Consider the following 20,980-nt stretch of genomic DNA (forward strand, 5'->3'; position numbering starts at 1 on the left):
GACGTGCTGACGTTTAGCGGTTATTTATGAAAAACGGGCGCGGTGGCTTTATACTCCCGCGCCCGTTTTGCTCTTGAGGACTTATCTCGTGTCCAACGTCGTTGCCGACCATCTTGTTTTGCTCGACCACCTGCGCAGTATCCTGGTCGCCGTAGGTGAGGCCGAACAGGTACCCGAAGAAAGCCATGCCCTGTTCCTCGAGCGCTTCGACGAACTGCTGGCCTCCCTGCCGATCGACCCTATCGAAAGCCAATACCTGGGCCAGGACATCCTCACCCAAGTCATCAGCCGCTATCCGCAAATCGCCCACCTGATCCCGCGCGATCTGCTGTGGTACTTCGCCGGCGACTGCCTGCACTACCTGTCCGACGAAGAAATCGACCTGTACCAAGCCCTCGAAGAACGCCGCTTCGAAGCCGAACAGAACGACGAACCCTTCGACTGGAACCAGGAAAAACAACTGATGGCCATGTCCGCACAGGACAGCAAACACTGATCTTCAACACACAATCAAAGGCCCGCTTGGAAATCCCATGCGGGCCTTTTTTTCAAGACCCAAAGCCCCCCCACAAAACCAAAACCAAAACCAAACCCAAAGCCAAAGCCAAACACCGCCCGCTCCTCACCACTCAAAACAATGAGCGCAAGCTCGAGTACCGCTCTTGATCTTGCCATGCCGGCCCCATCGGCAGGCTTCGTTACGGGATTGATCCGGGCGTGGGAGCGCAGCGACCGTACGACGCAGTCGTACACATCGAAAGGAGGTGCAGCGAAGCAAACCGGAAGCGATGCGCCCGGATCGATCCCGGAACGAAGGAACCCCGAGCCCCAGCGAGCGGGCCGAACGCCGGGGCCCAGCCTTTTGGTTCCTTTTTGGCGTTTGAAAAAGGGACTCGCCGTAAGGGCGAAACCGCCAGAAGCACCACCCGAAGCAACGGATATTCACCCAAAACCCAAGCAGCCTGGTCGGCCCTAAGGCCGCCAAGGCCAAGCACAAAGAACAAACCTCAAAGCAATCCCTCACTCTCAGGCAACTCATACGCCACAGCCGCGTTGCTCCCGCTAACCGATTTCCCAGGCTTGCCCAACGTCGGCTCCTTCTCCAGACACTCCACCAGATAATCAATAAACACCCGCAACTTCGGTGGCAAATAACGCGTCGGCGAATGCAGCAACCACAACCCGCCGTGGTAAGAGGCAAGGAACGTCCAGTCCGGCAACACCTGCACAATCAGCTTCTGCTCCAACGCATAACGCGCCGTGAAATACGGCAAACTGCCAATCCCGATATGCTGCAACACCGCCCCCAACCGCACGCCCGTATGATTGGCGGCATATCGCCCGCGCACGCCGACCGTCACCGCCTTGCTGCCCTTCTTGAATTTCCAGCGCGCATCGCTCGGCGTTTCGCCCAGATAAATGCAACTGTGGTTGAGCAAATCGTGAGGATGCGTCGGCGTACCGTGTTCGGCCAGATATTGCGGCGTAGCGCAAAGCAAATGGTCGATTGTCAGCAACTGCCGCCCCACCAGACCGGCTGGGGGGCGATCGGTTATGCGAATCGCCAGGTCGACATGATCGTCAATCAAATCGACCTCGCGATCTTCCAGCAATAATTCCACATCCACTTTGGGGTAACGCCGCAGAAACTCCGGCATGTGCGGATGCACCACAAACCGCCCCACCGCTTTCGGCACACTGACGCGCACCAGGCCCTCCGCTTCGTGGGTGAACTGGCCACTGATTTCCATCACCGAACGGGCCGCGCTGACCATCTCCCGGCAGCGCTTGAACACCTCTTCCCCGCCGTCACTCAAGCGCAGTTTGCGCGTGGTGCGCTGCAGCAAGCGGGTGGCCAGCGCTTTTTCCAGACGCGAAATACTGCGGCTCACCGCCGAGGGCGACGAGCCCATCTGCCGAGCCGCTTCCGAAAAACTGCCGGTCTCGACCACCTTGACGAAAATCGCCATTTCACCCAGCAGTGGCAGCGGTAGATTGATGCTCACAACGCACAAGTCCTTTGATGTTTGAACGGATTATCACGTTATTGCACGATTCATATAATAAAAATAGAAACTTCAATCAGGGCATGGAATATGACGCTTCGCCTTTTTTTCCATAGCGATGACCTCAAGGCGAATGTCGAAGTCCTCGACTGCACACCCTACGAGAACGAATTCGCCGTAGTGCTGCGCGCCACCTTGTTTCATCCCCAGGGTGGCGGCCAGCCTTACGACACGGGCTGGATCGGTGATGCCGAAGTGCTGCGTGTGGTTCAGGATCCCGAGCGAATCATTCATTACGTCGATCGGCCGGTGAGCCTTGGCATGACGCAGATCCGTGTCGACCAGGAGCGCCGTCGTTATAACGCCCGCATGCATTCAGCGGGGCATTTGATCGGTCACTTCATTCAGGCCATGGGCTGGACGCCGGTCAAGGCACACCACTGGCCAGACGAAGGCCGCGTCCAGTTCAAACCGGGCGATGCCGCGCAAGAAGTACAGGCGCCAGCCGTCCAGCACGGCATCGAGCAGTGGATCGAACACGATCTGCCGCGCCTGACCTCGCTGCGCGAAGGCGCGCGGGAAATCAGTTTTGGAGAACTGCCGGCCTACGGCTGTGGCGGCACTCATGTACGCAGCCTGAAGGAATTGGGCACAGTCACGATCGCATCCCTTTCACAGAAGAAGGGCACGTTGTCCGTTCACTACAGCGTGGATTGAGCTTTTCGGGCGCTGCCGCCGCGCAGCGTCCGACGCCGGGGGAGCCGCATTCGAAGGTTCCGTTGACTATCGATAGATGGACCTAAACCATGATGCTAGACGTCGAGCGTCTCGATGAGACGTGCATAAAAAAACTGGCCAACGAAGAAGTCCTCGCCATCCGCCTCAAAAGCTTTTTACCCGAGCCGCTGGCGATCGAGCTCGGCGACAAGATTCTCGCGCCGGGTTTTGAAGGCTACATCAACGCGCCGAGTATCGGCCGTATCGGCATGGCATTTTATGAGGCGGAAAACCAACCGTTACTGATCGAGGATTACTTCGAACGCGCCACCCGCAACATCGCCGAATTGCGCAATCGCTGCGCGCCCTACTCTTCCCCGGTCGACACCCTGCGCTGCATGCTTGATGAATCGTGGCCGGCCGGTGCCCACCTGGAAAACCTCTACGGTCGCAAGATGTATGTCGGCCTGTCCCGCGTAGTCAAACCCGGCGTGTGCTTTCTGGCCCACCACGACATCTTCGCCAAAGACGCACCGGACAGCTTCCAGGCGCGCAGCCTCGAAGCGCAGTTCGCCTGCAACGTTTACCTGAACATGCCCACCGAGGGCGGCGCCTTGCAGATGTGGGAAGACGACATCACCCCGGACCAGTTCGATGAAATGCGTGGCGACAGCTACGGCATCGAGCCGTCGCTGCTGGGGCCGCCCGCCCTCGAAGTGCGACCGCAGCCCGGCGATTTCATCATGTTCAATTCGCGCCGTATGCACTCGGTCACCCCAGGCGTGGCGGACCCGCGCTTGAGCCTGTCCTTCTTTGTCGGCTATCGCGGCAATGCTTCCCCTCTGACTTTCTGGAGCTGACATGTTTTCCAACTACCTGGGCGAGTTTCTGGCGCTGGCAACTATTCACTTTCTTGCTGTGGTCGCACCCGGCCCGGACTTCGCCGTGACCATTCGCCAGAGCGTTCGCTTCGGCCGATTGGTGGGAATTTGCACCGCGTTGGGTATCGGTGCGGGGATTTCTGTGCACGTGTTGTATACCTTGCTCGGTGTCGGTGCCCTGATGCACACCACGCCTTGGCTGCTGACGGTGGCCAAAGTGGTCGGCGGCGCATACATCCTTTATCTGGGCATCAGCCTGATCCGCAGCAAACCGAAGAGCAGCATCGAAGGCGAAAAAAACACTGACGAGCCGCTGGTCGAACAGTCGTTGTTCAAAGCATTCAGCACCGGTTTTCTGACCAACGCGACCAACCCCAAGGCCACGCTGTTTTTCCTCGCAATCTTCACCACGATCATCAGCGCCAGCACACCGCTGCAGATCCAGGCGTTCTATGGTTTGTGGATGTGTTTCGTCAACGCGCTGTGGTTCGTGATCGTCGCGCTGTTTTTTTCCAGCAATCAAGTGCGTTTGCTGTTCATGCGCCTCGGACATTGGTTCGAGCGCAGCATGGGCGTCATTCTGATCCTGTTTGCCGGACGCCTGATGCTATCGATGTAACTCACACAAAAAAGTCCCGGCCATCACCCGCCGGGACTTTTCATTTGTGCGCCTCTTTTGCATTTCTGTGCGACAGATCAAATTTCCGGCTCCCTCTTCACGCCCTCGCGGTGTTAGGTTGCAAAATGTTTCTGTCGCAAGCGTCAGAAATTTTCCTCCAACCTTTAGCAAAGGAATGCCTGTTCCATGGTCTTTTCCCTGAAAAAACTGGCGACCGCAACGCTGGTCCTAGCCAGCCTCACCGCGTTTACCAGCGCCGCCCAAGCCAACATCACTGCCGAGCAGAGCGCAGCGATCCTGAAATCCTTCGACGGCAAGACCGTAGCGGACTTCCGCAGCTTCCTCGGCAGCCTGGCGAAAAGCGACCTGGCCAAAACGGACAACCTCAACCAGTCCGTCAGCGCCTTCCTCGACAACAAGACCTTGAATGCCGAACAGCAGAATGAAATCCACCGCCTGCTGGGTATCTACACCCGTGTGAAATACGGCAAAGCCGCGCTGGAAACACTGCGCCAACTTGTCGAGATTCCGACCTTCCGCAAGGACGGCGTGGCGCAACACGACAACCCTGAATTCATCAAGATTGCTGGCGAGATTCAGAAACTCGCCGAATCCTTCAATCTGAAATTCCGCAACGTCGATAACCGTGTCTACGAAATCTCTCTGGACGGCAAAGGCAACGAAGTCGTCGGTATTCACGCGCACGCCGATGTGGTGCCAGTAACACCGGAAAACTGGGTGCTCAAGGACGGCACCAGGCTCGACCCGTTCAAGGTCACGCTGATTGGCGATCGCATGTACGGTCGCGGCACCGAGGACGACAAGAACGCCATCGTCGTCGCGCTGTACGCCATGAAAACGATCAAGGACGAGAAACTGCCGCTGGCGCGTAACTTCAAGTTGCTGGTCGATACCACCGAGGAAACCACGGGCGACGCCATCCCTTACTATTTCGAGCGTAACCCGACGCCCACCTACAACATGGCGCTGGACGGCGGTTACCCGGTGGTGATTGCCGAGAAGGGCTACGGCACCGTCATGGCCAACTTCGCCAAGCGCAAGGCCGAGGGCAACGGTGCAGAAATCGTGTCGATGACCGGCGGCAAGGCGACCAATCAGATTCCGTCCGCCTCAGTGGTGACACTGGTAACCGACAAACCTGCCGAACTGGCAGCGAGCCTGCAAAAAGCCGGAGACGCCTACGCCAAAGCCAACGGCGGCGACTTCCAGGTTGCTGCAAAAGTTGAAGGCAAAGACGTCAAATTGACCGTCACCGGCGTTTCCGCGCACTCCTCCGAACCCGAGTCGGGCATCAACCCGGTCGCACGCATGCTGAGCTTCATCAACAGCCTGGACGGCAAAGTCGCGCTCAAGCACAACCAATTCACCGACGCCGCGCGCTATGCCGACGACAACTGGGGCCTCGACTATCTGGGCAAGAAACTCGGGGTGGGCTTCTCGGACGCGTTCATGGGTCCACTGACGACTTCCCTGACCTATGTGGGTGAGGATGACAAAGCCTTCAAGTTGGCGGTCAACCTGCGCGTGCCGAAAGGCAAGTCTCCAGAAAAACTCAAGGCTGAGATCGCTGAAAAACTGGATGCCTGGAGCAAGAAGACTCACGTCGCTGTAGCGTTCGACTACTCAGTGGCCGAACCGATGTATCGCAATCCCGAGGGTGAGTGGGTCAAGGCGTTGCTCGCAGTGGCCAGCGAAAACCTCGGCATGAAGTCGGAGTTCGGGACTTCCGCAGGGGCGACTTCGGTTCACGAATTGCCGAACGGCGTGCAATTCGGTCTGGCTCGACCTGAAGCCAAATACACCGGGCACACCGATGGCGAATTCAAAACCGTGGATCAGTTCCTGCTCGATCTGCAGATCGTCACGGAAATGATGGGGCGTGTCGGGCAGTTGCCGAAGCTGTAAAGCGCTGTTGAACCCCGGTCGCCTGTGACCGGGTTCAAGATGCCGAAGGACTCAGAACCGGATCCTTTACTGTTTCCGCTACAACACCCGCACAAACAAAAACGCCGATCATTCAATGATCGGCGTTTTTTTGAAATTGGCGGAGCAAAGAGACGCGTACCTGGTGTCCGAGCGGCTTACTCCCGTCCCGGCTTCATACACGATTCGCTGGCGATGGATCGCAACCCGCGCCAATGAGCCGTTCCCTTACTTCGCCCGCCCACTGCTGCGCGCCGCGCTGGCCGCGCGCTCAAGGGCGTCGCTGAAAAGCCGCTGCTGGGTGTCGTCGAATTGCGACAGGAACAGTTCGTCCACCGCGCCTTCGTAGATCGCCCACATTTTCTTGCGTAGCGCCTTGCCCTGCTCGGTGATACTGGCATACGCGCCGCGACCGTCATCGCTGGCGCGGCTGCGGGTGACCAGGCCTTCGGCCTCCAGGCGGTCAACCAGGCGCGTGAGGTTATAGCGCTCGATAGCCATCACATCCGCCAGTTCATTCATTCGCCGGGTGCCTTCGGGGCCGCTTTCCAACCCCCATAACGCGTCGTACCAGGCGTAGGCCGGAAGCCCGGCGGCCGCCAGCCGGCGTTCGATCTCGCGGATCAGGCAGCGGTGTGCCCTGACGAATCTGAACCAGGTATCCGGCTCGTTGGAAGACATGCATCACCTTTTTCATGAAATCGATTTAGTTGCAATTGTAACGCACGGCAGGCTAAGTTCTTCCACGTAGTTGCAATTGCAACTACAAACTCAAAGGCTGGCGATGACCCACGCCCCTTCGTCAGGCACCAAACGACTCGGTGCTGCTGCAATGTCCAGGAGACGACAACGATGGCACAACAACCCGCTTTTCTTGACGAGGATCCACAAGAGACTCGCGAATGGCTCGAATCGATTGAGTCGGTGGCGAATGTCGAAGGACGCCCTCGCGCCCACTATCTGATCGATCAGATGCTTGATTTCGACGCCAACCGTCACGGTGATTTCTACGGACGCGTGACGACGCCCTACGTCAATACGATCCCGGTCGACCGCCAGCAGCCCTACCCCGGCGACGTGGCCGTGGAGCGCCGGATCAATGCCTATATCCGCTGGAACGCGCTGGCCATGGTGCTGCGCGCCGGCAAACATTCGAACGTGGGCGGACACATTGCGTCCTACGCATCGGCGGCGGTTTTGTACGACGTCGGCTTCGAGCATTTTTTCCGTGGCCGCACCGAGCAGTTCGCCGGCGACATGGTGTATATCCAGGGCCACTCCTCTCCTGGCATCTATGCACGGGCGTATCTGGAAGGACGCCTGAGTGAAGAGCAACTGGACAACTTTCGCCGCGAAACCGATCGTGACGGTATTTCCTCCTATCCGCATCCACGGCTGATGCCCGAGTTCTGGCAATTCCCGACGGTGTCCATGGGGCTCGGGCCAATTACCGCCGCGTACCAGGCCCGGTTCATGCGTTACCTGGAAGACCGCGGGCTGAAGGAACATCAAGGGCGTAAAGTCTGGGCGTTTCTCGGTGACGGTGAAATGGACCAGCCCGAATCGCTGGCGGCGATTTCCCTTGCGGGCCGGGAGAAGCTCGACAACATCATCTTTGTCGTCAACTGCAATCTGCAGCGCCTGGACGGACCGGTTCGCGGCAACAGCAAGGTGATTCAGGAGTTTGAAAGCCTGTACCGGGCGGCTGGCTGGAATGTGCTCAAGGTGATCTGGGGCAGCGGCTGGGATGCGCTGCTGGAGAAGGACAGGACCGGCCTGCTGCGCCAGCGGATGATGGAGTGCGTCGATGGCGATTATCAGAACTACAAGTCGCAGAATGGCGCCTATGTGCGGGAGCATTTCTTCGGCAAATACCCAGAACTGCTGGAATTGGTCAGTGACCTGAGCGATGACGACATCTGGAAACTGTCCCGCGGCGGCCATGACCCGGAGAAGGTCTACAACGCCTACGCCGCCGCCATGCGCCACACTGGCGGACCGACAGTCATTCTGGCGAAAACCGTGAAAGGCTTCGGCATGGGTGAAGCCGGTGAAGGCCAGAACATCAACCATCAGTTGAAGAAAATGGGCGACGATGCGGTCAAGGCGTTCCGTGATCGATTCGGCCTGGACCTGAGCGACGATCAACTGCGCGACATGCCCTACCTCAAACCGGCGTCCGACAGCGTCGAGGCCCTCTATCTGCAAGCCCGACGCACCCAACTGGGCGGCTACGTGCCTGCGCGCTTCGGTGCGGTGGCGCCCTTGCAGATTCCGCCCCTGACGACCCTGGACAGCCAGCTCAAGGGCACCGGCGAGCGGGCAATCTCGACGACCATGGCGTTCGTGCGCATCCTCGGTACGCTGCTCAAGGACCCGAACATCGGCAAGCTGATCGTACCGATTGTCCCCGACGAATCACGCACCTTCGGCATGGAGAGCCTGTTCCGCCAGATAGGTATCCACTCGCACGTCGGCCAGTTGTACACGCCTCAGGACGCCGGCCAACTAAGCTATTACAAGGAGGCACGAGACGGTCAGATCCTGCAGGAAGGCCTGAACGAATCCGGCGGAATTTCCTCCTGGATCGCCGCGAGCACTTCCTACAGCACCCACGGCGTGATGACCGTGCCCTTCTACATTTTCTACTCGATGTTCGGCTTCCAGCGCGTCGGCGACCTTGCCTGGGCGGCAGGTGACGCCCGCGCCCGTGGCTTCCTGCTCGGCGCGACATCCGGCCGGACGACCCTGATGGGCGAAGGTCTGCAACACGACGACGGCCACAGCCATGTTCTGTCCTCCACCATCCCTTGCTGCGTGTCCTACGACCCGACTTACGCCTACGAGCTGGCGGTGATCATCCAGGATGGGATGCGGCGGATGTATGTCGAGAACGAGGATATCTATTACTACATCACGCTGCTCAACGAAAATTATCCCCATCCGCCGATGCCCGAAGGTGTCGAGCAGGACATCCTCAAAGGCATGTACCGGCTTCGCCACCCTGCGCAGCCCGAAAGCCAGCACGTGCAACTGATGGGTTGTGGTTCGATTCTGGAGGAAGTCGTTGCCGCTGCGCAGTTGCTGGAGCGCGACTTTGGCGTCAGCAGTGACGTCTGGAGCGTCACCAGCCTGACCGAACTGCGTCGCGACGGCCAGGATGCCGAACGCTGGAACCTGCTCCACCCACAACAGACGCCTCGCATCAGCCATGTAGAAAGCTGCCTGCAGCGTGCACAGGGTCCGGTGGTGGTCGCGACCGACTACATGAAAATATTCGCCGACCAGATCCGCCCGTTCGTGCCCAATCGACGCTTCGTGGCCCTGGGCACCGACGGCTTTGGCCAATCGGACACCCGCGAATCGCTGCGTCGGTTCTTCGAAGTGGACCGCCACTTCATTGCCTTGGCGGCTTTGAAGGCGCTGGCCGATGACGGAGCGATAGCACGGGAAAAAGTGGACGAGGCGATTGTTCTTTATGGTATCGACCCCGAGAAGCAGAATCCCGCAGCGGTATGATTCTGTTTGATCATGCTTACGGCTTCGTTTCTTTGCTTTGACCCTCTGATGTAAGCTGATCGGGCTGGAAGTCCCGCCCGATCTCTTGCCCCCACGTCGCTCGATCTGGTTCCAATCGCCTGGTCGCAAATGCTGGCATTGAGCGCAAGCGAGCAGATGGGCGACGGGGCGGTTCCCTCGATAATTGCCAAAGAGCAAAACGTCCTTTGGTCCAACTTCCCATCTACCGTTCGGGGATCTGGAAGCATGAAATAGCGCTACGGTCATGGCTTGGGCCAGGAAACGCGCACAAACAAAAACGCCGATCATCACTGATCGGCGTTTTTGTGAAATTGGAGCGGGAAACGAGACTCGAACTCGCGACCCCGACCTTGGCAAGGTCGTGCTCTACCAACTGAGCTATTCCCGCAAATGGCGTCCCCTAGGGGACTCGAACCCCTGTTACCGCCGTGAAAGGGCGGTGTCCTAGGCCACTAGACGAAGGGGACACGCTACCCGGAACACATGGTGTGTGTTTCGGTGTCCAGATCCGCCTCCGAAGAGTGGGTTCTGGTTTCACTCAGCCCCGCCCGAAAGCAGTGCTGTTTAAAATTGGAGCGGGAAACGAGACTCGAACTCGCGACCCCGACCTTGGCAAGGTCGTGCTCTACCAACTGAGCTATTCCCGCACTGGCGTCCCCTAGGGGACTCGAACCCCTGTTACCGCCGTGAAAGGGCGGTGTCCTAGGCCACTAGACGAAGGGGACACACTACAACATTCACTCCCTGCCGCGTTTCGCTGTGTGCTTTACGCTGCAAGTGGCGCGCATTCTATGGATGGATTGAGAGGTCGTCAACCCCCTGATATAAATTTATTTAAATCAATGACTTCGACCTGCTTTCCGGGCCGCGTAAGGCTTTTCCGTCGTCTGAATCCTGACGCCTATATTCCGCCACACGCCAAGGCGTTATAGTCCACCGCACAGTGATGGCAATCTGCACATCAAGCGCCAGCATTCATATAAGCAGGACGCGGCCGATACAGATTGCAGCAGCCGATCCAACCCGTCGAGCGGCGCTAGGCGCCTAAATGCCCAGCCACTACACTCGCATGCGAACCCTATAAAGAGGTCTTACCGGTGACACCACTCATGATCACCCTGCTAGTTGTAGCCGGGATCGCAATTCTGATCGCCATTGGCTACATGAACCATGTGGTGGAAAACAACAAACTGGAGAAGGCCCGCACCAAAGTCGAACTCAACGACCGCCTGCGCCGTTGCGGCGAACTGACCGAGACATTCCCCGGCCAATTCATGACACCGGCGCTCAAGCTGTTGCTGACCCGACTGGAACTGAACGTCTGCCAGCGCCTGCTGAATCTGGAGAAAACCAGTGCGACCACCAAGGCACGCATCAGCGAACTGAGCGCACTGGTCGCCCAGGGCGAATCGATACCGGTCAACAATCCACCAGCACCGATCATGACCGAAGCCAAAGCCAAAGACGTGCGCTTCCTGCTCGAAGCCCTCCACGGCCAAATCACCCGCGCCGCCCACGACGGCTTCCTGCCCCCGAACGAAGCCAAGCACTGGGTCCGTGAAGTCCGGCATATTCTGGTGCTGCTGCACATCGAATTCTTCAACAACCTCGGCCAGCAATCCCTGCAACAAAACCAGCCCGGCCAGGCCCGCCTCGCCTTCGAACGCGGCGTGCAATACCTGCGCAAACAACAGGATCCGCAGATCTACGCCGAACAACTGCAATACCTGGAAAAACTGCTGGCCCGCGCCAATGCCCAGGTCATGGACAAAATTGCGCCGGTTGAAGGTGAAGAGAATCAACTGACTGCCGGTCTGAAAGATGTCGAAGCGGATGCGGACTGGAAGAAGAAAGTCATTTACGACTAAGCCTGCAAGCTGACAGAGAAGCCACCGCGAGGTGGCTTTTTTGTGGGCGACGGAATTGACGCAGCAGTAATCCGAAGCCGCCATCGCGAGCAGGCTCGCTCCCACAGTTTGGGGCGGTGTACATCTGCAAGAAACAGGTCGGCTGTCAGGCCGCCTTCGCTGGCAAGCCAGCTCCCACAGGGATTGCGGGTATCCGGGAGAAATGGGGTGACTGTGACGACGCCATCGCGAGCAGGCTCGCTCCTACAGTTTGGGGCGGTGTACATCCGCAAGAGACAGGTCGGCTGTCAGGCCGCCTTCGCGAGCAAGCTCACTCCCACAAAAAAGCAAAAGCAACGCAACGCAACGCAACGCAAACCAGTCCAGTCCCTCGCGGCGAAGCCGCCCCACTCAACACAATGAGCGTTAGCTCGAGTACCGCTCTTGATCGTGGAGCCCGTCGGAAGGCTGAGCCCAGGGATTGATCCGGGCGTGGGAGCGCAGCGACCGTTTGGCGCAGCCAAACACAGCGAGAGGAGGTGCAGCGAAGCAAACCGGAGACGCTGCGCCCGGATCGATCCCGGAGCGAAGGAACCCCGAGCCCCAGCGAGCGGGCCGAACGTCAGGGCAAAGCCTTTTGGTTCCTTTTTGGCGTCTGAAAAAGGGACTCGCCGTAAGGGCGAAACCGCCAGCCGCAACACCGCAAAAACGGATATTCACCCAAAACCCCAAAAGCCTGGTCGGCCCAAAGGCCGCCAAGTCAAAGCCGAAAATGCCCAACCATGGACTTCAGCTCAACCCCCAACTGCGCCAGTTCAACACTGGAAGCCGCATTCCCGCGCATCGCCACAGAAGAATGATCCGCACTCGCCCGAATACTGGTGACACTGCGATTGATCTCCTCGGCCACCGAACTCTGCTCCTCCGCCGCCGCAGCAATCTGCTGATTCATCTGCTGAATCAACGACACCGCCGCCGCAATGCTGCCCAGCGCACTCTCGGTCTGCAAGGCATCGCTGACCGCCAGCTTCACCAGCTCGCCACTGCTGCGAATCTGCTGCACCGACGACTGCGCCGCCGCGCGCAAGGCACTGACCAATCGCTCGATCTCCTCGGTCGACTGCTGCGTACGCCGTGCCAGCGCGCGAACCTCATCAGCCACCACGGCAAAACCCCTGCCCTGCTCCCCGGCCCGAGCCGCCTCGATCGCCGCGTTCAACGCCAGCAGGTTGGTCTGCTCAGCGACACTCTTGATCACTCCAAGCACCGTACCGATATTCTGGATTTCGGCGCTGAGGCTTTCGATACTGGAACTGGCCGAGGTGGCCGAATCGGCCAGTTGCTCAATGCGCTCCATGCTTTGCCGCACCACCTGCTGACCGCTCTCGACCTTGCCCTCGGCGGTCTGTGCAGCCTGCGCCGCTTCTTCGGCATTGCGCGCAACGTCATGCACGGTCGCGGTCATCTGATTCATGGCCGTGGCCACTTGCTCGGTTTCTTCCTTCTGACTGCTGACTTCCAGATTGGTCTGCTCGGTGACCGCCGACAGCGATTGCGCCGAACCGGCCAAGCGCTCGATACCCGCCTGCAAGCCGCTGACAATCGTGCCCAGACCCGCGCCCATCTGCTGCATCGCCAACATCAATTGGCCCATCTCATCACGGCGGTTCACCTCAACCGTCGCCGTCAGATCCCCGGCCGCGATCTGCTGCGCCACCGCAATCACATGGCGCAATGGCGCGACGATCAAGCGTGTGATGACCCATGCAGCGATCAACCCGACCAACAGCGCCAGTGCCGAGGAAGCGATGATCAGCAGGGTGTTTTTCTTCAGCTCGGCTTGCATCGCGGCATCCTCGGCGACATAGGCCTGGTTTACCCGGTCCACCACTTGCGCGGCACGCTGATGCAGTTGTGTGTAAACCGTTTTTTCCTGTGCCAGCAAACCGGTGTACTCCGCCAGTTTGTCGTTGAATCCGGCAATGTGTCCCGACACTTCATTGAGCACGGTCAGATAGCCCTCATCCTTGACCGTGCTTTTCAGCGCTTCGGCCTGCGCCTGTGCCTGAGCGGCCTGTTCGATGTTGCCTTCGCCGGCGTTATCGGCGTCGCCCTTGCGGCTCTGATCGAGACGGACATGCGCTTCGTTCATCGCTTGCAGCATCAGCCGCGATACCTGGCTGACCTGATTCGTCTGCTCGATGAACTGGGCGCCGTCCTTGCCCTCTGTGTCTTTCAAGGTATAGGCACCATCATCGGCCAGCCCGGCTTGCAGTACATCGAGATTGTTAGCCACGCTGGACACCGACCAACTAGCCATTTCCAGCGCGAGATCCTTGGCCTGGCTCAGCGAGACGAACTCGTCAAACGCCTTGCGATAGGCCCCGAGCGCTTGCTCGACATCGGTCATCACCGGCACATTGGCCGGCGTCTGCGCCTTGAGTTCACCGGCCAGGGCCACCAGTCCGTCCACACCTTCACGCAAGGCGTCGGCGGTTTTCGGGCTGCCGCGCAAGGCATATTCCTGTTCGAGCAGGCGCACCTTGAGCAAACCGCTATTGAGCGACGACATCTGCTTCAGCCCATCGAAACGCAGGCTGATGGTTTGCAGGGACCAGACGCCAATGGCTGCCACCAGTGCGGTCAGCAGTAACACCAGCACAAAGCCGATACCCAGTTTGGTTGCCATACCGAGGTTGGCGAAACGTCCTTGCACGGCGGAAATCATTGCGCGTAGTCCCCAGCCAAAGTCTATTGCCGAAGATTCGCAACGGGCTTGAACCAGCACAAGTCTCTGGCGTCGGAATAATGGCAAAAAGCTACGCCCGCGTCGTTTTCAGAACGCTTGAGGTCGATCCACAGCGGTACTGCGAAAAAACTGGCGGGCGCGCGGGTCACAGGCGTAGGCCACATTGATGCGATGCCAATCGCCGGTTTCGCCACTGGGGCTGTAGGCGTCAGCGGCTGACAGCACGACACCGCAGCGTTGAGCCTGTTGGCGCACACCTTCCTGGTCGTTCATCCGCGAGCGCGCCCAAATGAACAACCCGCCAACCGGTTTACCGAAAATCTCCCACTCGGCGTCTTCCAGCGCCTGCAAGGCCGCCGCGCGATCGGCATTCAGACGCTGGCGCTGGCGCTGCACCAGTTTTCGGTAAGCGCCCGTTGCCATCAGGCTGGCCAATACCGCTTCGCAAAACCTTGAGCAGCCCAGGCCACTGATCATCTTGACCTGAGCCAACCGCGTGACCAGTTCGCTCTCGGCAACGACAAAGCCGACCCGCAAGGAGCTGCTCAGGGTCTTGGAGAAGCTGCCGACGTAAATCACTCGTCCATCGTCATCCAGCGCCGCCAGACGCACGCCGTTGCCGGTGTGCCAATCGGCGTAGACGTCATCCTCGATCACCCGCAAATCGTAAGTCTTGCTCAATTGCAGAATGTGCTGGGCCACGGCCGGCGTGAGGCAACTGCCGGTGGGATTGTGGTGGTGGCTGTTGATGAAGAGCGCGCTGGGCTGATACTGACGCAATAAAGCTTCGAGCATGTCGAGGTCCGGCCCGCTCGGCGTACGCCGGACCTCAAGCATGCGCACCCCATGCAAGCGCAACAGCTCGAACAGCGGCGCATAGCCGGGGGTTTCGACTATCACGCAATCACCGGCCTTGAACAAGGTGCGCACGATCAGGTCGAGCGCGTGACTGGCGCCGCCAGTGCTCAACAGCTGCGTGCTGCGCGCCTCGATATTCAAGGTCTTGAGGCGTTTGGCAATTTGTTCGCGCAATGCGGGCAGGCCCAAAGGCGAACTGTAGTTGAACAGACTGGCCATATCGGTACGCGCCACTTCGCGCAGCGCATAGCTGAGGTCGTCGGGCTCGCGCCAACTCTGCGGCAAGCCGCCGGCGCCCAGTTTCAACCCGCCTGCGACTGCGCAGACGGCATCGCACCAGGCGTGTCGCCCAAGGAAAGGCGTCAGCTCTTCATCGGCGTTGAGCGTCGATGGCGATGCCGCCACGACAAACCCCGCGCCCTGCCGTGCCGTCAAAACCCCCTGCGATACCAGACGCTCGCACGCTTCCACCACGCATGACTGGCTAAGCAGATTGCCTCGGGCGATTTGCCGAACGGAGGGCAGACGAGTGGCCGGCGGGACACCGCTCTGCAGAATCCAGTCAGTCAGCCCGTCCACAATCTGCTGTACGACCGGCACCATTGCCTGTCGGTCAATTCTCAATTCCATGAGCGCGCAAACTCCTGTCCGTTTTGCTGGGCGCAGTAAATCACAGCCACACCGTTCAGGCTGTGCGACAACACCGCCAAAAGCGACCGTTCTAACTATTTGATACACATTGTTTAACGGATCTTGGAACCTGGCAGGAACAAAAAACCCGCACGAATGCGGGTTCTGTATAGCAGCGTCGCTCAGAACGCGGTGACCCCACCATCCACCGCCAGCGAATGCCCCGTGGTGAAGGCTGCGCCATCGCTGCACAAGTACAGCACCGCGCTGGCGATTTCTTCGACCTTGCCGATGCGGCCGACCGGGTGCATCGCATTGGCGAATTCGCCTTTTTTCGGATCAGCCTCGTAGGCGCGGCGAAACATGTCGGTGTCGATCACGGCCGGGCACACGGCGTTGACACGGATTTTCTTCTTCGCATATTCAATCGCCGCCGATTTGGTCAGGCCGACCACTGCGTGCTTCGACGCCGCGTAAATACTCATCTTCGGCGCTGCGCCCAATCCGGCAACCGACGCCGTGTTGACGATCGCCCCGCCGCCCTGAGCCAGCAGCAACGGCAGTTGATACTTCATGCACAGCCAGACGCCTTTGACGTTGACGCCCATGATCGCGTCGAACTCGTCCATCGAGCCCTCGGCCAGTTTGCCTTTCTCGATCTCAATTCCGGCGTTGTTGAATGCATAGTCGAGACGGCCGTAAGTATTGATGACCTCGTCCATCAGATTTTTCACTTCGCTTTCGACCGTAACGTTGCAACGCACGAAGGTCGCTTCGCCACCCGCCGTACGAATCAGCGCCACGGTGCCCTCGCCCCCGGCCGCATCGAGATCGGCGACCACCACTTTCAGCCCTTCGGCAGCGAACGCCTGGGCCGTCGCGCGGCCAATCCCGTTGGCGGCACCGGTGACGACGGCAACCTGACCGGAAAACGTCATGCTCATTGTTATGTCCTCGAACGCAAAGTGGCAGGGTGAGTAGCGCCACAGCATAGCGACAGGGGATTGCACCGCGTCAGCACTATCAGAAGGCTGTTTGGGTCCTCATGCGCCACAGTGATTAACCTGTGGCGGGGACTATCACTGCACTGGATCGGAATGCATTCGCCGCATCGGCCAACCTTGCCACATCGCCGCCGAAGGACTATCAACAAGGCTTCATTCCGTTCGAGTGCCAGTCATGACCAACCAGACCAATCGCCAGTTCCTGCTCGCCAAACGCCCCGTCGGCGCCGCCACCCGCGAGACGTTCACTTTTCAGGAAGTGCCGGTCGGCGAGCCGGCGGCGGGACAGATCCTGGTCAAGAACGAATACCTGTCCCTCGACCCGGCCATGCGCGGCTGGATGAACGAAGGCAAGTCCTACATTCCGCCGGTCGCTATCGGTGAGGTCATGCGCGCGCTGGGCGTGGGAAAAGTCGTCGCGTCGAACAATCCGGGATTTGCCGTCGGCGACTACGTCAACGGTGCCCTTGGCGTGCAGGATTTTTTCCTCGGCGAGCCAAGAGGCTTCTACAAGGTCGATCCGAAACTCGCACCGTTGCCGGTGTATCTGTCAGCGCTGGGCATGACCGGTATGACCGCCTACTTCGCCCTGCTGGATGTCGGCGCGCCCAAGGCTGGCGACACTGTGGTGTTGTCCGGCGCGGCCGGCGCGGTGGGCAGCATTGCCGGGCAGATTGCCAAGATCAAAGGCTGCCGCGTGGTCGGCATCGCGGGGGGCGCCGACAAGTGCAAATTCCTCATCGACGAGCTGGGTTTCGACGGCGCCATCGACTACAAATCCGAAGAGGTCGTGGCCGGCCTTAAACGCGAATGCCCGAAAGGCGTCGACGTGTACTTCGATAACGTTGGCGGCGATATTCTCGACGCGGTCCTCAGCCGCCTGAACATGAAGGCACGGGTCGTGATCTGCGGTGCGATCAGCCAGTACAACAATAAAGAGGCGGTCAAAGGCCCGGCCAACTACCTGTCACTGCTGATCAACCGAGCGCGCATGGAAGGATTTGTGGTGATGGACTATGCCGCGCAATTCGCCACTGCCGCACAGGAAATGGCCGGCTGGATGGCCAAGGGGCAGCTCAAGAGCAAAGAACACATCGTCGAAGGCCTGGAGACCTTTCCGGAAACGCTGATGAAACTGTTCAGCGGCGAGAACTTTGGCAAGTTGGTGTTGAAAATCTAAAACCACCGCGGACCAAATGTAGGAGTGAGCCTGCTCGCGATAGCGGTGTGTCAGCCAACATTAACGTTGTTTGACACACCGCTATCGCGAGCAGGCTCACTCCTACATTGGCTTTGCGGTGTTACTCAGGCGATTTCGGCTACAACCGCAGCCAATGCCTTGGCCGGATCCGCCGCCTGGCTGATCGGACGGCCGATCACCAGGTAATCGGAACCGGCATCCAGCGCCTGACGCGGGGTCAGAATACGGCGCTGATCGTCCTGCGCGCTGCCCGCCGGACGAATCCCCGGGGTCACCAGTTGCAACGACGGGTGCGCGGTTTTCAGCGCCTGGGCTTCCAGCGCCGAACACACCAGACCGTCCATCCCGGCCTTCTCGGCCAGTGCCGCCAGCCGCAGCACCTGCTCCTGCGGCTCGATGTCCAGACCGATACCGGCCAGATCTTCGCGCTCCATAGAGGTCAGCACGGTCACGCCGATCAGCAGCGGTTGCGGGCCGCTGCGCTTGTCCAGTTCTTCACGGCAGGCGGCCATCATGCGCAGGCCACCGGAGCAATGGACGTTGACCATCCACACGCCCATTTCCGCGGCGGCTTTCACGGCCATCGCCGTGGTGTTGGGAATGTCGTGGAATTTCAAATCAAGAAAGACTTCAAAGCCCTTGTCACGCAGGGTGCCAACGATTTCCGCGGCACAACTGGTGAACAGCTCCTTGCCCACTTTGACCCGGCACAGCTTCGGGTCCAACTGGTCGGCCAGCTTCAGTGCGGCGTCACGGGTGGGGAAATCCAGGGCGACGATGATAGGAGTCTGGCAGGCGGACATGAATGGGCTCTCAGGCAGGTCGAAATCGGCGCGCATTGTAGCGGAACCGGCGGCGGCGCGGCACCCGATGATCGGTAAATCGTCGCGCCGACCGTGATCAGCATAGCGCCCGCTGCTATTGTGTCGACTCCGATACACAGCCGACATCTGATCAACAAGCGTCGGCGCTAGCCTCGCCAGCCGCAACACGCCCTTACATCAGCACTTCCCGCCCCTTGGGTGGACGCCTATGCTGAAACCACAACCTCGCGGCCCATCTTTGTGGTGGCGGCCTACTGGCAGATGAACATCCCATGCACAACAACCCTGCGACTGCGACGGACGAGCCGAAAGACGACAAGCGCTGGAGCATCCGCGCACTGATCGTCGACGACGACGTGCCGATCCGCGAGCTGATGATCGACTACCTCGCCCGCTTCAACATCCACGCCAGCGGCGTCACCGACGGCGCGGCGATGCGGCAGGCCATGCAGGCCGAACGCTACGACGTGGTCGTCCTCGACCTGATGCTGCCCGGCGAAGACGGCCTGTCGTTGTGCCGCTGGCTGCGCGCCGAATCGGACATCCCGATCCTGATGCTCACCGCACGTTGCGAACCGACCGACCGCATCATCGGCCTGGAACTGGGCGCCGATGACTACATGGCCAAACCGTTCGAACCGCGCGAACTGGTCGCACGCATCCAGACCATTCTGCGCCGGGTGCGCGATGACCGCAGCGAACAGCGGTCGAACATCCGGTTCGACAACTGGCGCCTGAACAGCGTGTTGCGCCAACTGGTGGCCGACGATGGCCTTGTGGTCCCGCTGTCCAACGCCGAATTTCGCTTGCTCTGGGTCTTCATCGAACGCCCGCGCCGAGTGCTGAGCCGCGAGCAACTGCTCGATGCCGCCCGTGGCCGCTCGATCGAAGCGTTCGACCGCAGTATCGATTTGCTGGTCTCGCGCTTGCGGCAGAAACTGGGCGACGACCCGAAAGCTCCGCACCTGATCAAGACCGTACGCGGTGAGGGTTACCTGTTCGACGCACGGGACATCGGCTGATGCGGCTGCGCCTGGACACGCTGTTCGGCCGCCTGTTTGGCGTGCTGTTTGTCGCCATCGTCCTGGCGCACCTGCTGGCGTTCACCTGGTTCAAGCTCTACGGCCCGCCCCCGCCGCCGCCCTCTGCGCCGTTTTCCCAAGGGATCGACGGGCAAGCACCCGCACACGACCCCCGCTACCCGCCACGTCCGCGTCCCTGGTTCGGTGGCCCGATCGTACCGCTGACTTTCCAGTTCATCACCTTGATGATCGCGGCCTGGTATGGCGCCAAACTGCTCAGCCGCCCGATCCAGCGTTTGAGCGACGCCGCCGAACGCCTCAGCGAAGACCTCGACAGCCCGCCACTCGATGAATCCGGGCCACGGGAAGCCCGGCAAGCGGCGTACGCCTTCAACCTGATGCAACAGCGAATTCGTGAACAGGTACAACAACGCGCACGCATGCTCGGCGCCGTCTCCCACGATCTGCGCACACCGCTGTCACGCCTGAAACTGCGTCTGGAAAACATCAGCGACGACAAGCTGCAAAGCCAGATGCGCCAGGACCTCGACGACATGATCGACATGCTCGATGCCACCCTGACGTATCTGCACGAACAGCGCACCAGCGAAGCACTGCAGTTGATGGACGTGCAGGCACTGGTCGAATCACTGTGCGAAAACGCCCAGGACCAAGGCGCGGACGTTCAAGTCAGCGGCCATTGCCATCCCTTGCCAGTGCAACCGATGGCGCTGCGCTCGTGCATCAACAACCTGTTGGACAACGCCCTGCGCTATGCCGGGCAGGCGCGAATCGAACTGCAAGACCTGCCCGGGCAACTGCTGATCCGCGTGATCGACCACGGCCCGGGGATTGCCGAGCACAAGCGCGAGGCCGTGTTCGAACCGTTTTATCGGCTGGAAGGTTCGCGCAACCGCAACTCAGGGGGGGTGGGCCTGGGCATGACCATTGCCCGAGAGGCGGCGCAGCGGTTGGGTGGGCAATTGAATCTGGAAGAAACTCCGGGCGGCGGTTTGACCGCCATTGTTCGCCTGCCACGGGGCTGAGCCTCACCCAGTCATGTGAGAGCGAGCCTGCTCGCGAAGGCATCGGTTGATTCGATATCTCTGTTGGATTTGACGGCCTCTTCGCGAGCAGG

At 59.8% G+C, this 20,980-nt stretch carries 17 protein-coding genes, 4 tRNA genes and 1 pseudogene; 10 read left to right on the top strand and 12 right to left on the bottom strand.

Features of this window, described 5'->3' with window-relative positions:
• Positions 1 to 88 precede the first annotated feature (88 nt).
• Positions 89 to 496 carry a PA2817 family protein gene (locus HU739_RS21525; protein WP_090285247.1) on the top strand — a complete coding sequence of 136 codons (408 nt, stop codon included), beginning with the start codon at positions 89 to 91 and terminating at the stop codon, positions 494 to 496.
• A gap of 14 nt (positions 497 to 510) precedes the next feature.
• On the opposite strand, the gene HU739_RS21530 is transcribed toward HU739_RS21525, so the two are convergent.
• Positions 511 to 675 carry a hypothetical protein gene (locus HU739_RS21530; RefSeq protein WP_186546945.1) on the bottom strand — a complete coding sequence of 55 codons (165 nt, stop codon included), beginning with the start codon at positions 673 to 675 and terminating at the stop codon, positions 511 to 513.
• A gap of 332 nt (positions 676 to 1,007) precedes the next feature.
• Entirely contained in the window at positions 1,008 to 2,006 is a 999-nt protein-coding gene (locus HU739_RS21535; RefSeq protein ID WP_186546944.1) for a LysR family transcriptional regulator, read from the bottom strand.
• Positions 2,007 to 2,096: 90 nt separating this feature from the next.
• On the opposite strand from HU739_RS21535, the gene HU739_RS21540 reads away from it, so the two are divergent.
• The 4 genes from HU739_RS21540 (at position 2,097) to HU739_RS21555 (ending at position 6,149) form a co-directional block, all read left to right on the top strand.
• Complete coding sequence (locus tag HU739_RS21540) at positions 2,097 to 2,723, top strand: alanyl-tRNA editing protein (protein ID WP_186546943.1); 627 nt, start codon at positions 2,097 to 2,099, stop codon at positions 2,721 to 2,723.
• Positions 2,724 to 2,812: 89 nt separating this feature from the next.
• Positions 2,813 to 3,583 (top strand): 2OG-Fe(II) oxygenase, encoded by a 771-nt coding sequence (locus tag HU739_RS21545; protein ID WP_186546942.1) that lies wholly within the window; start codon positions 2,813 to 2,815, stop codon positions 3,581 to 3,583.
• A 1-nt stretch (position 3,584) separates the two neighbouring features.
• The gene (locus HU739_RS21550) at positions 3,585 to 4,223 is read left to right on the top strand and encodes a LysE family translocator (RefSeq protein WP_186546941.1); all 639 of its coding nucleotides are present in this window, start codon (positions 3,585 to 3,587) and stop codon (positions 4,221 to 4,223) included.
• A gap of 186 nt (positions 4,224 to 4,409) precedes the next feature.
• Positions 4,410 to 6,149: a dipeptidase gene (locus HU739_RS21555; protein WP_186546940.1), complete on the top strand. Its 1,740-nt coding sequence runs from the start codon at positions 4,410 to 4,412 to the stop codon at positions 6,147 to 6,149.
• A 246-nt stretch (positions 6,150 to 6,395) separates the two neighbouring features.
• Here HU739_RS21555 and HU739_RS21560 read toward each other — a convergent pair whose 3' ends face one another.
• Entirely contained in the window at positions 6,396 to 6,848 is a 453-nt protein-coding gene (locus HU739_RS21560; RefSeq protein ID WP_186546939.1) for a MarR family winged helix-turn-helix transcriptional regulator, read from the bottom strand.
• Positions 6,849 to 7,019: 171 nt separating this feature from the next.
• On the opposite strand from HU739_RS21560, the gene aceE reads away from it, so the two are divergent.
• Positions 7,020 to 9,686: a pyruvate dehydrogenase (acetyl-transferring), homodimeric type gene (aceE, locus tag HU739_RS21565; RefSeq protein WP_186546938.1), complete on the top strand. Its 2,667-nt coding sequence runs from the start codon at positions 7,020 to 7,022 to the stop codon at positions 9,684 to 9,686.
• A gap of 333 nt (positions 9,687 to 10,019) precedes the next feature.
• Here the strand turns inward: aceE and HU739_RS21570 are convergent.
• The 4 genes from HU739_RS21570 to HU739_RS21585 all read right to left on the bottom strand — a co-directional run bounded on the left by HU739_RS21570 (position 10,020) and on the right by HU739_RS21585 (position 10,432).
• A tRNA-Gly gene (locus HU739_RS21570) sits at positions 10,020 to 10,095 on the bottom strand.
• A gap of 3 nt (positions 10,096 to 10,098) precedes the next feature.
• Positions 10,099 to 10,174, bottom strand: a tRNA-Glu gene (locus HU739_RS21575).
• A gap of 104 nt (positions 10,175 to 10,278) precedes the next feature.
• A tRNA-Gly gene (locus HU739_RS21580) sits at positions 10,279 to 10,354 on the bottom strand.
• A 2-nt stretch (positions 10,355 to 10,356) separates the two neighbouring features.
• A tRNA-Glu gene (locus HU739_RS21585) sits at positions 10,357 to 10,432 on the bottom strand.
• A gap of 384 nt (positions 10,433 to 10,816) precedes the next feature.
• On the opposite strand from HU739_RS21585, the gene HU739_RS21590 reads away from it, so the two are divergent.
• Entirely contained in the window at positions 10,817 to 11,575 is a 759-nt protein-coding gene (locus HU739_RS21590; RefSeq protein WP_186552579.1) for a hypothetical protein, read from the top strand.
• A gap of 739 nt (positions 11,576 to 12,314) precedes the next feature.
• Here HU739_RS21590 and HU739_RS27095 read toward each other — a convergent pair.
• The 4 genes and pseudogenes from HU739_RS27095 to HU739_RS21605 form a co-directional block, all read right to left on the bottom strand.
• A complete protein-coding gene (locus tag HU739_RS27095; protein ID WP_407681965.1) occupies positions 12,315 to 13,196 on the bottom strand; it encodes a methyl-accepting chemotaxis protein in 882 nt (293 codons plus the stop codon).
• A pseudogene (locus tag HU739_RS27100) lies at positions 13,176 to 14,282 on the bottom strand (HAMP domain-containing protein); the annotation flags it as partial. The pseudogene HU739_RS27100 and the gene HU739_RS27095, both read right to left, overlap by 21 nt.
• Before the next feature lie 108 nt (positions 14,283 to 14,390).
• Complete coding sequence (locus HU739_RS21600; protein WP_186552577.1) at positions 14,391 to 15,791, bottom strand: aminotransferase-like domain-containing protein; 1,401 nt, start codon at positions 15,789 to 15,791, stop codon at positions 14,391 to 14,393.
• Positions 15,792 to 15,973: 182 nt separating this feature from the next.
• A complete protein-coding gene (locus tag HU739_RS21605) occupies positions 15,974 to 16,735 on the bottom strand; it encodes an SDR family oxidoreductase (protein WP_186552576.1) in 762 nt (253 codons plus the stop codon).
• A 235-nt stretch (positions 16,736 to 16,970) separates the two neighbouring features.
• On the opposite strand from HU739_RS21605, the gene HU739_RS21610 reads away from it, so the two are divergent.
• Positions 16,971 to 17,975, top strand: a complete 1,005-nt coding sequence (locus tag HU739_RS21610; RefSeq protein WP_186552575.1) for an NADP-dependent oxidoreductase — start codon at positions 16,971 to 16,973, stop codon at positions 17,973 to 17,975.
• 125 nt (positions 17,976 to 18,100) lie between these two features.
• Here HU739_RS21610 and pyrF read toward each other — a convergent pair whose 3' ends face one another.
• Positions 18,101 to 18,799 (bottom strand): orotidine-5'-phosphate decarboxylase, encoded by a 699-nt coding sequence (gene pyrF / locus HU739_RS21615; RefSeq protein WP_186552574.1) that lies wholly within the window; start codon positions 18,797 to 18,799, stop codon positions 18,101 to 18,103.
• Positions 18,800 to 19,092: 293 nt separating this feature from the next.
• Between pyrF and HU739_RS21620 the strand changes: the two genes are divergently transcribed.
• Positions 19,093 to 19,842 (top strand): response regulator, encoded by a 750-nt coding sequence (locus HU739_RS21620; protein ID WP_186552573.1) that lies wholly within the window; start codon positions 19,093 to 19,095, stop codon positions 19,840 to 19,842.
• Positions 19,842 to 20,888 carry a sensor histidine kinase gene (locus HU739_RS21625; RefSeq protein WP_186552572.1) on the top strand — a complete coding sequence of 349 codons (1,047 nt, stop codon included), beginning with the start codon at positions 19,842 to 19,844 and terminating at the stop codon, positions 20,886 to 20,888. Before HU739_RS21620 ends, HU739_RS21625 begins: the two co-directional genes overlap by 1 nt.
• Positions 20,889 to 20,980 lie beyond the last annotated feature (92 nt).

The organism is Pseudomonas hamedanensis (assembly GCF_014268595.2).
Taxonomy (GTDB): Bacteria; Pseudomonadota; Gammaproteobacteria; order Pseudomonadales; family Pseudomonadaceae; genus Aquipseudomonas; species Aquipseudomonas hamedanensis.

Coding starts and splice junctions, on each gene's coding strand:
- HU739_RS21590 (WP_186552579.1), top strand. CDS start 10,817: ATGATCACCCTGCTAGTTGTAGCCGGGATCGCAATTCTGATCGCCATT.
- HU739_RS21545 (WP_186546942.1), top strand. CDS start 2,813: ATGATGCTAGACGTCGAGCGTCTCGATGAGACGTGCATAAAAAAACTG.
- HU739_RS27095 (WP_407681965.1), bottom strand. CDS start 13,196: ATGTTGGCGATGCAGCAGATGGGCGCGGGTCTGGGCACGATTGTCAGC.
- HU739_RS21530 (WP_186546945.1), bottom strand. CDS start 675: ATGGCAAGATCAAGAGCGGTACTCGAGCTTGCGCTCATTGTTTTGAGT.
- HU739_RS21600 (WP_186552577.1), bottom strand. CDS start 15,791: ATGGAATTGAGAATTGACCGACAGGCAATGGTGCCGGTCGTACAGCAG.
- HU739_RS21625 (WP_186552572.1), top strand. CDS start 19,842: ATGCGGCTGCGCCTGGACACGCTGTTCGGCCGCCTGTTTGGCGTGCTG.
- HU739_RS21540 (WP_186546943.1), top strand. CDS start 2,097: ATGACGCTTCGCCTTTTTTTCCATAGCGATGACCTCAAGGCGAATGTC.
- HU739_RS21610 (WP_186552575.1), top strand. CDS start 16,971: ATGACCAACCAGACCAATCGCCAGTTCCTGCTCGCCAAACGCCCCGTC.
- pyrF (WP_186552574.1), bottom strand. CDS start 18,799: ATGTCCGCCTGCCAGACTCCTATCATCGTCGCCCTGGATTTCCCCACC.
- aceE (WP_186546938.1), top strand. CDS start 7,020: ATGGCACAACAACCCGCTTTTCTTGACGAGGATCCACAAGAGACTCGC.
- HU739_RS21605 (WP_186552576.1), bottom strand. CDS start 16,735: ATGAGCATGACGTTTTCCGGTCAGGTTGCCGTCGTCACCGGTGCCGCC.
- HU739_RS21560 (WP_186546939.1), bottom strand. CDS start 6,848: ATGTCTTCCAACGAGCCGGATACCTGGTTCAGATTCGTCAGGGCACAC.
- HU739_RS21550 (WP_186546941.1), top strand. CDS start 3,585: ATGTTTTCCAACTACCTGGGCGAGTTTCTGGCGCTGGCAACTATTCAC.
- HU739_RS21620 (WP_186552573.1), top strand. CDS start 19,093: ATGCACAACAACCCTGCGACTGCGACGGACGAGCCGAAAGACGACAAG.
- HU739_RS21555 (WP_186546940.1), top strand. CDS start 4,410: ATGGTCTTTTCCCTGAAAAAACTGGCGACCGCAACGCTGGTCCTAGCC.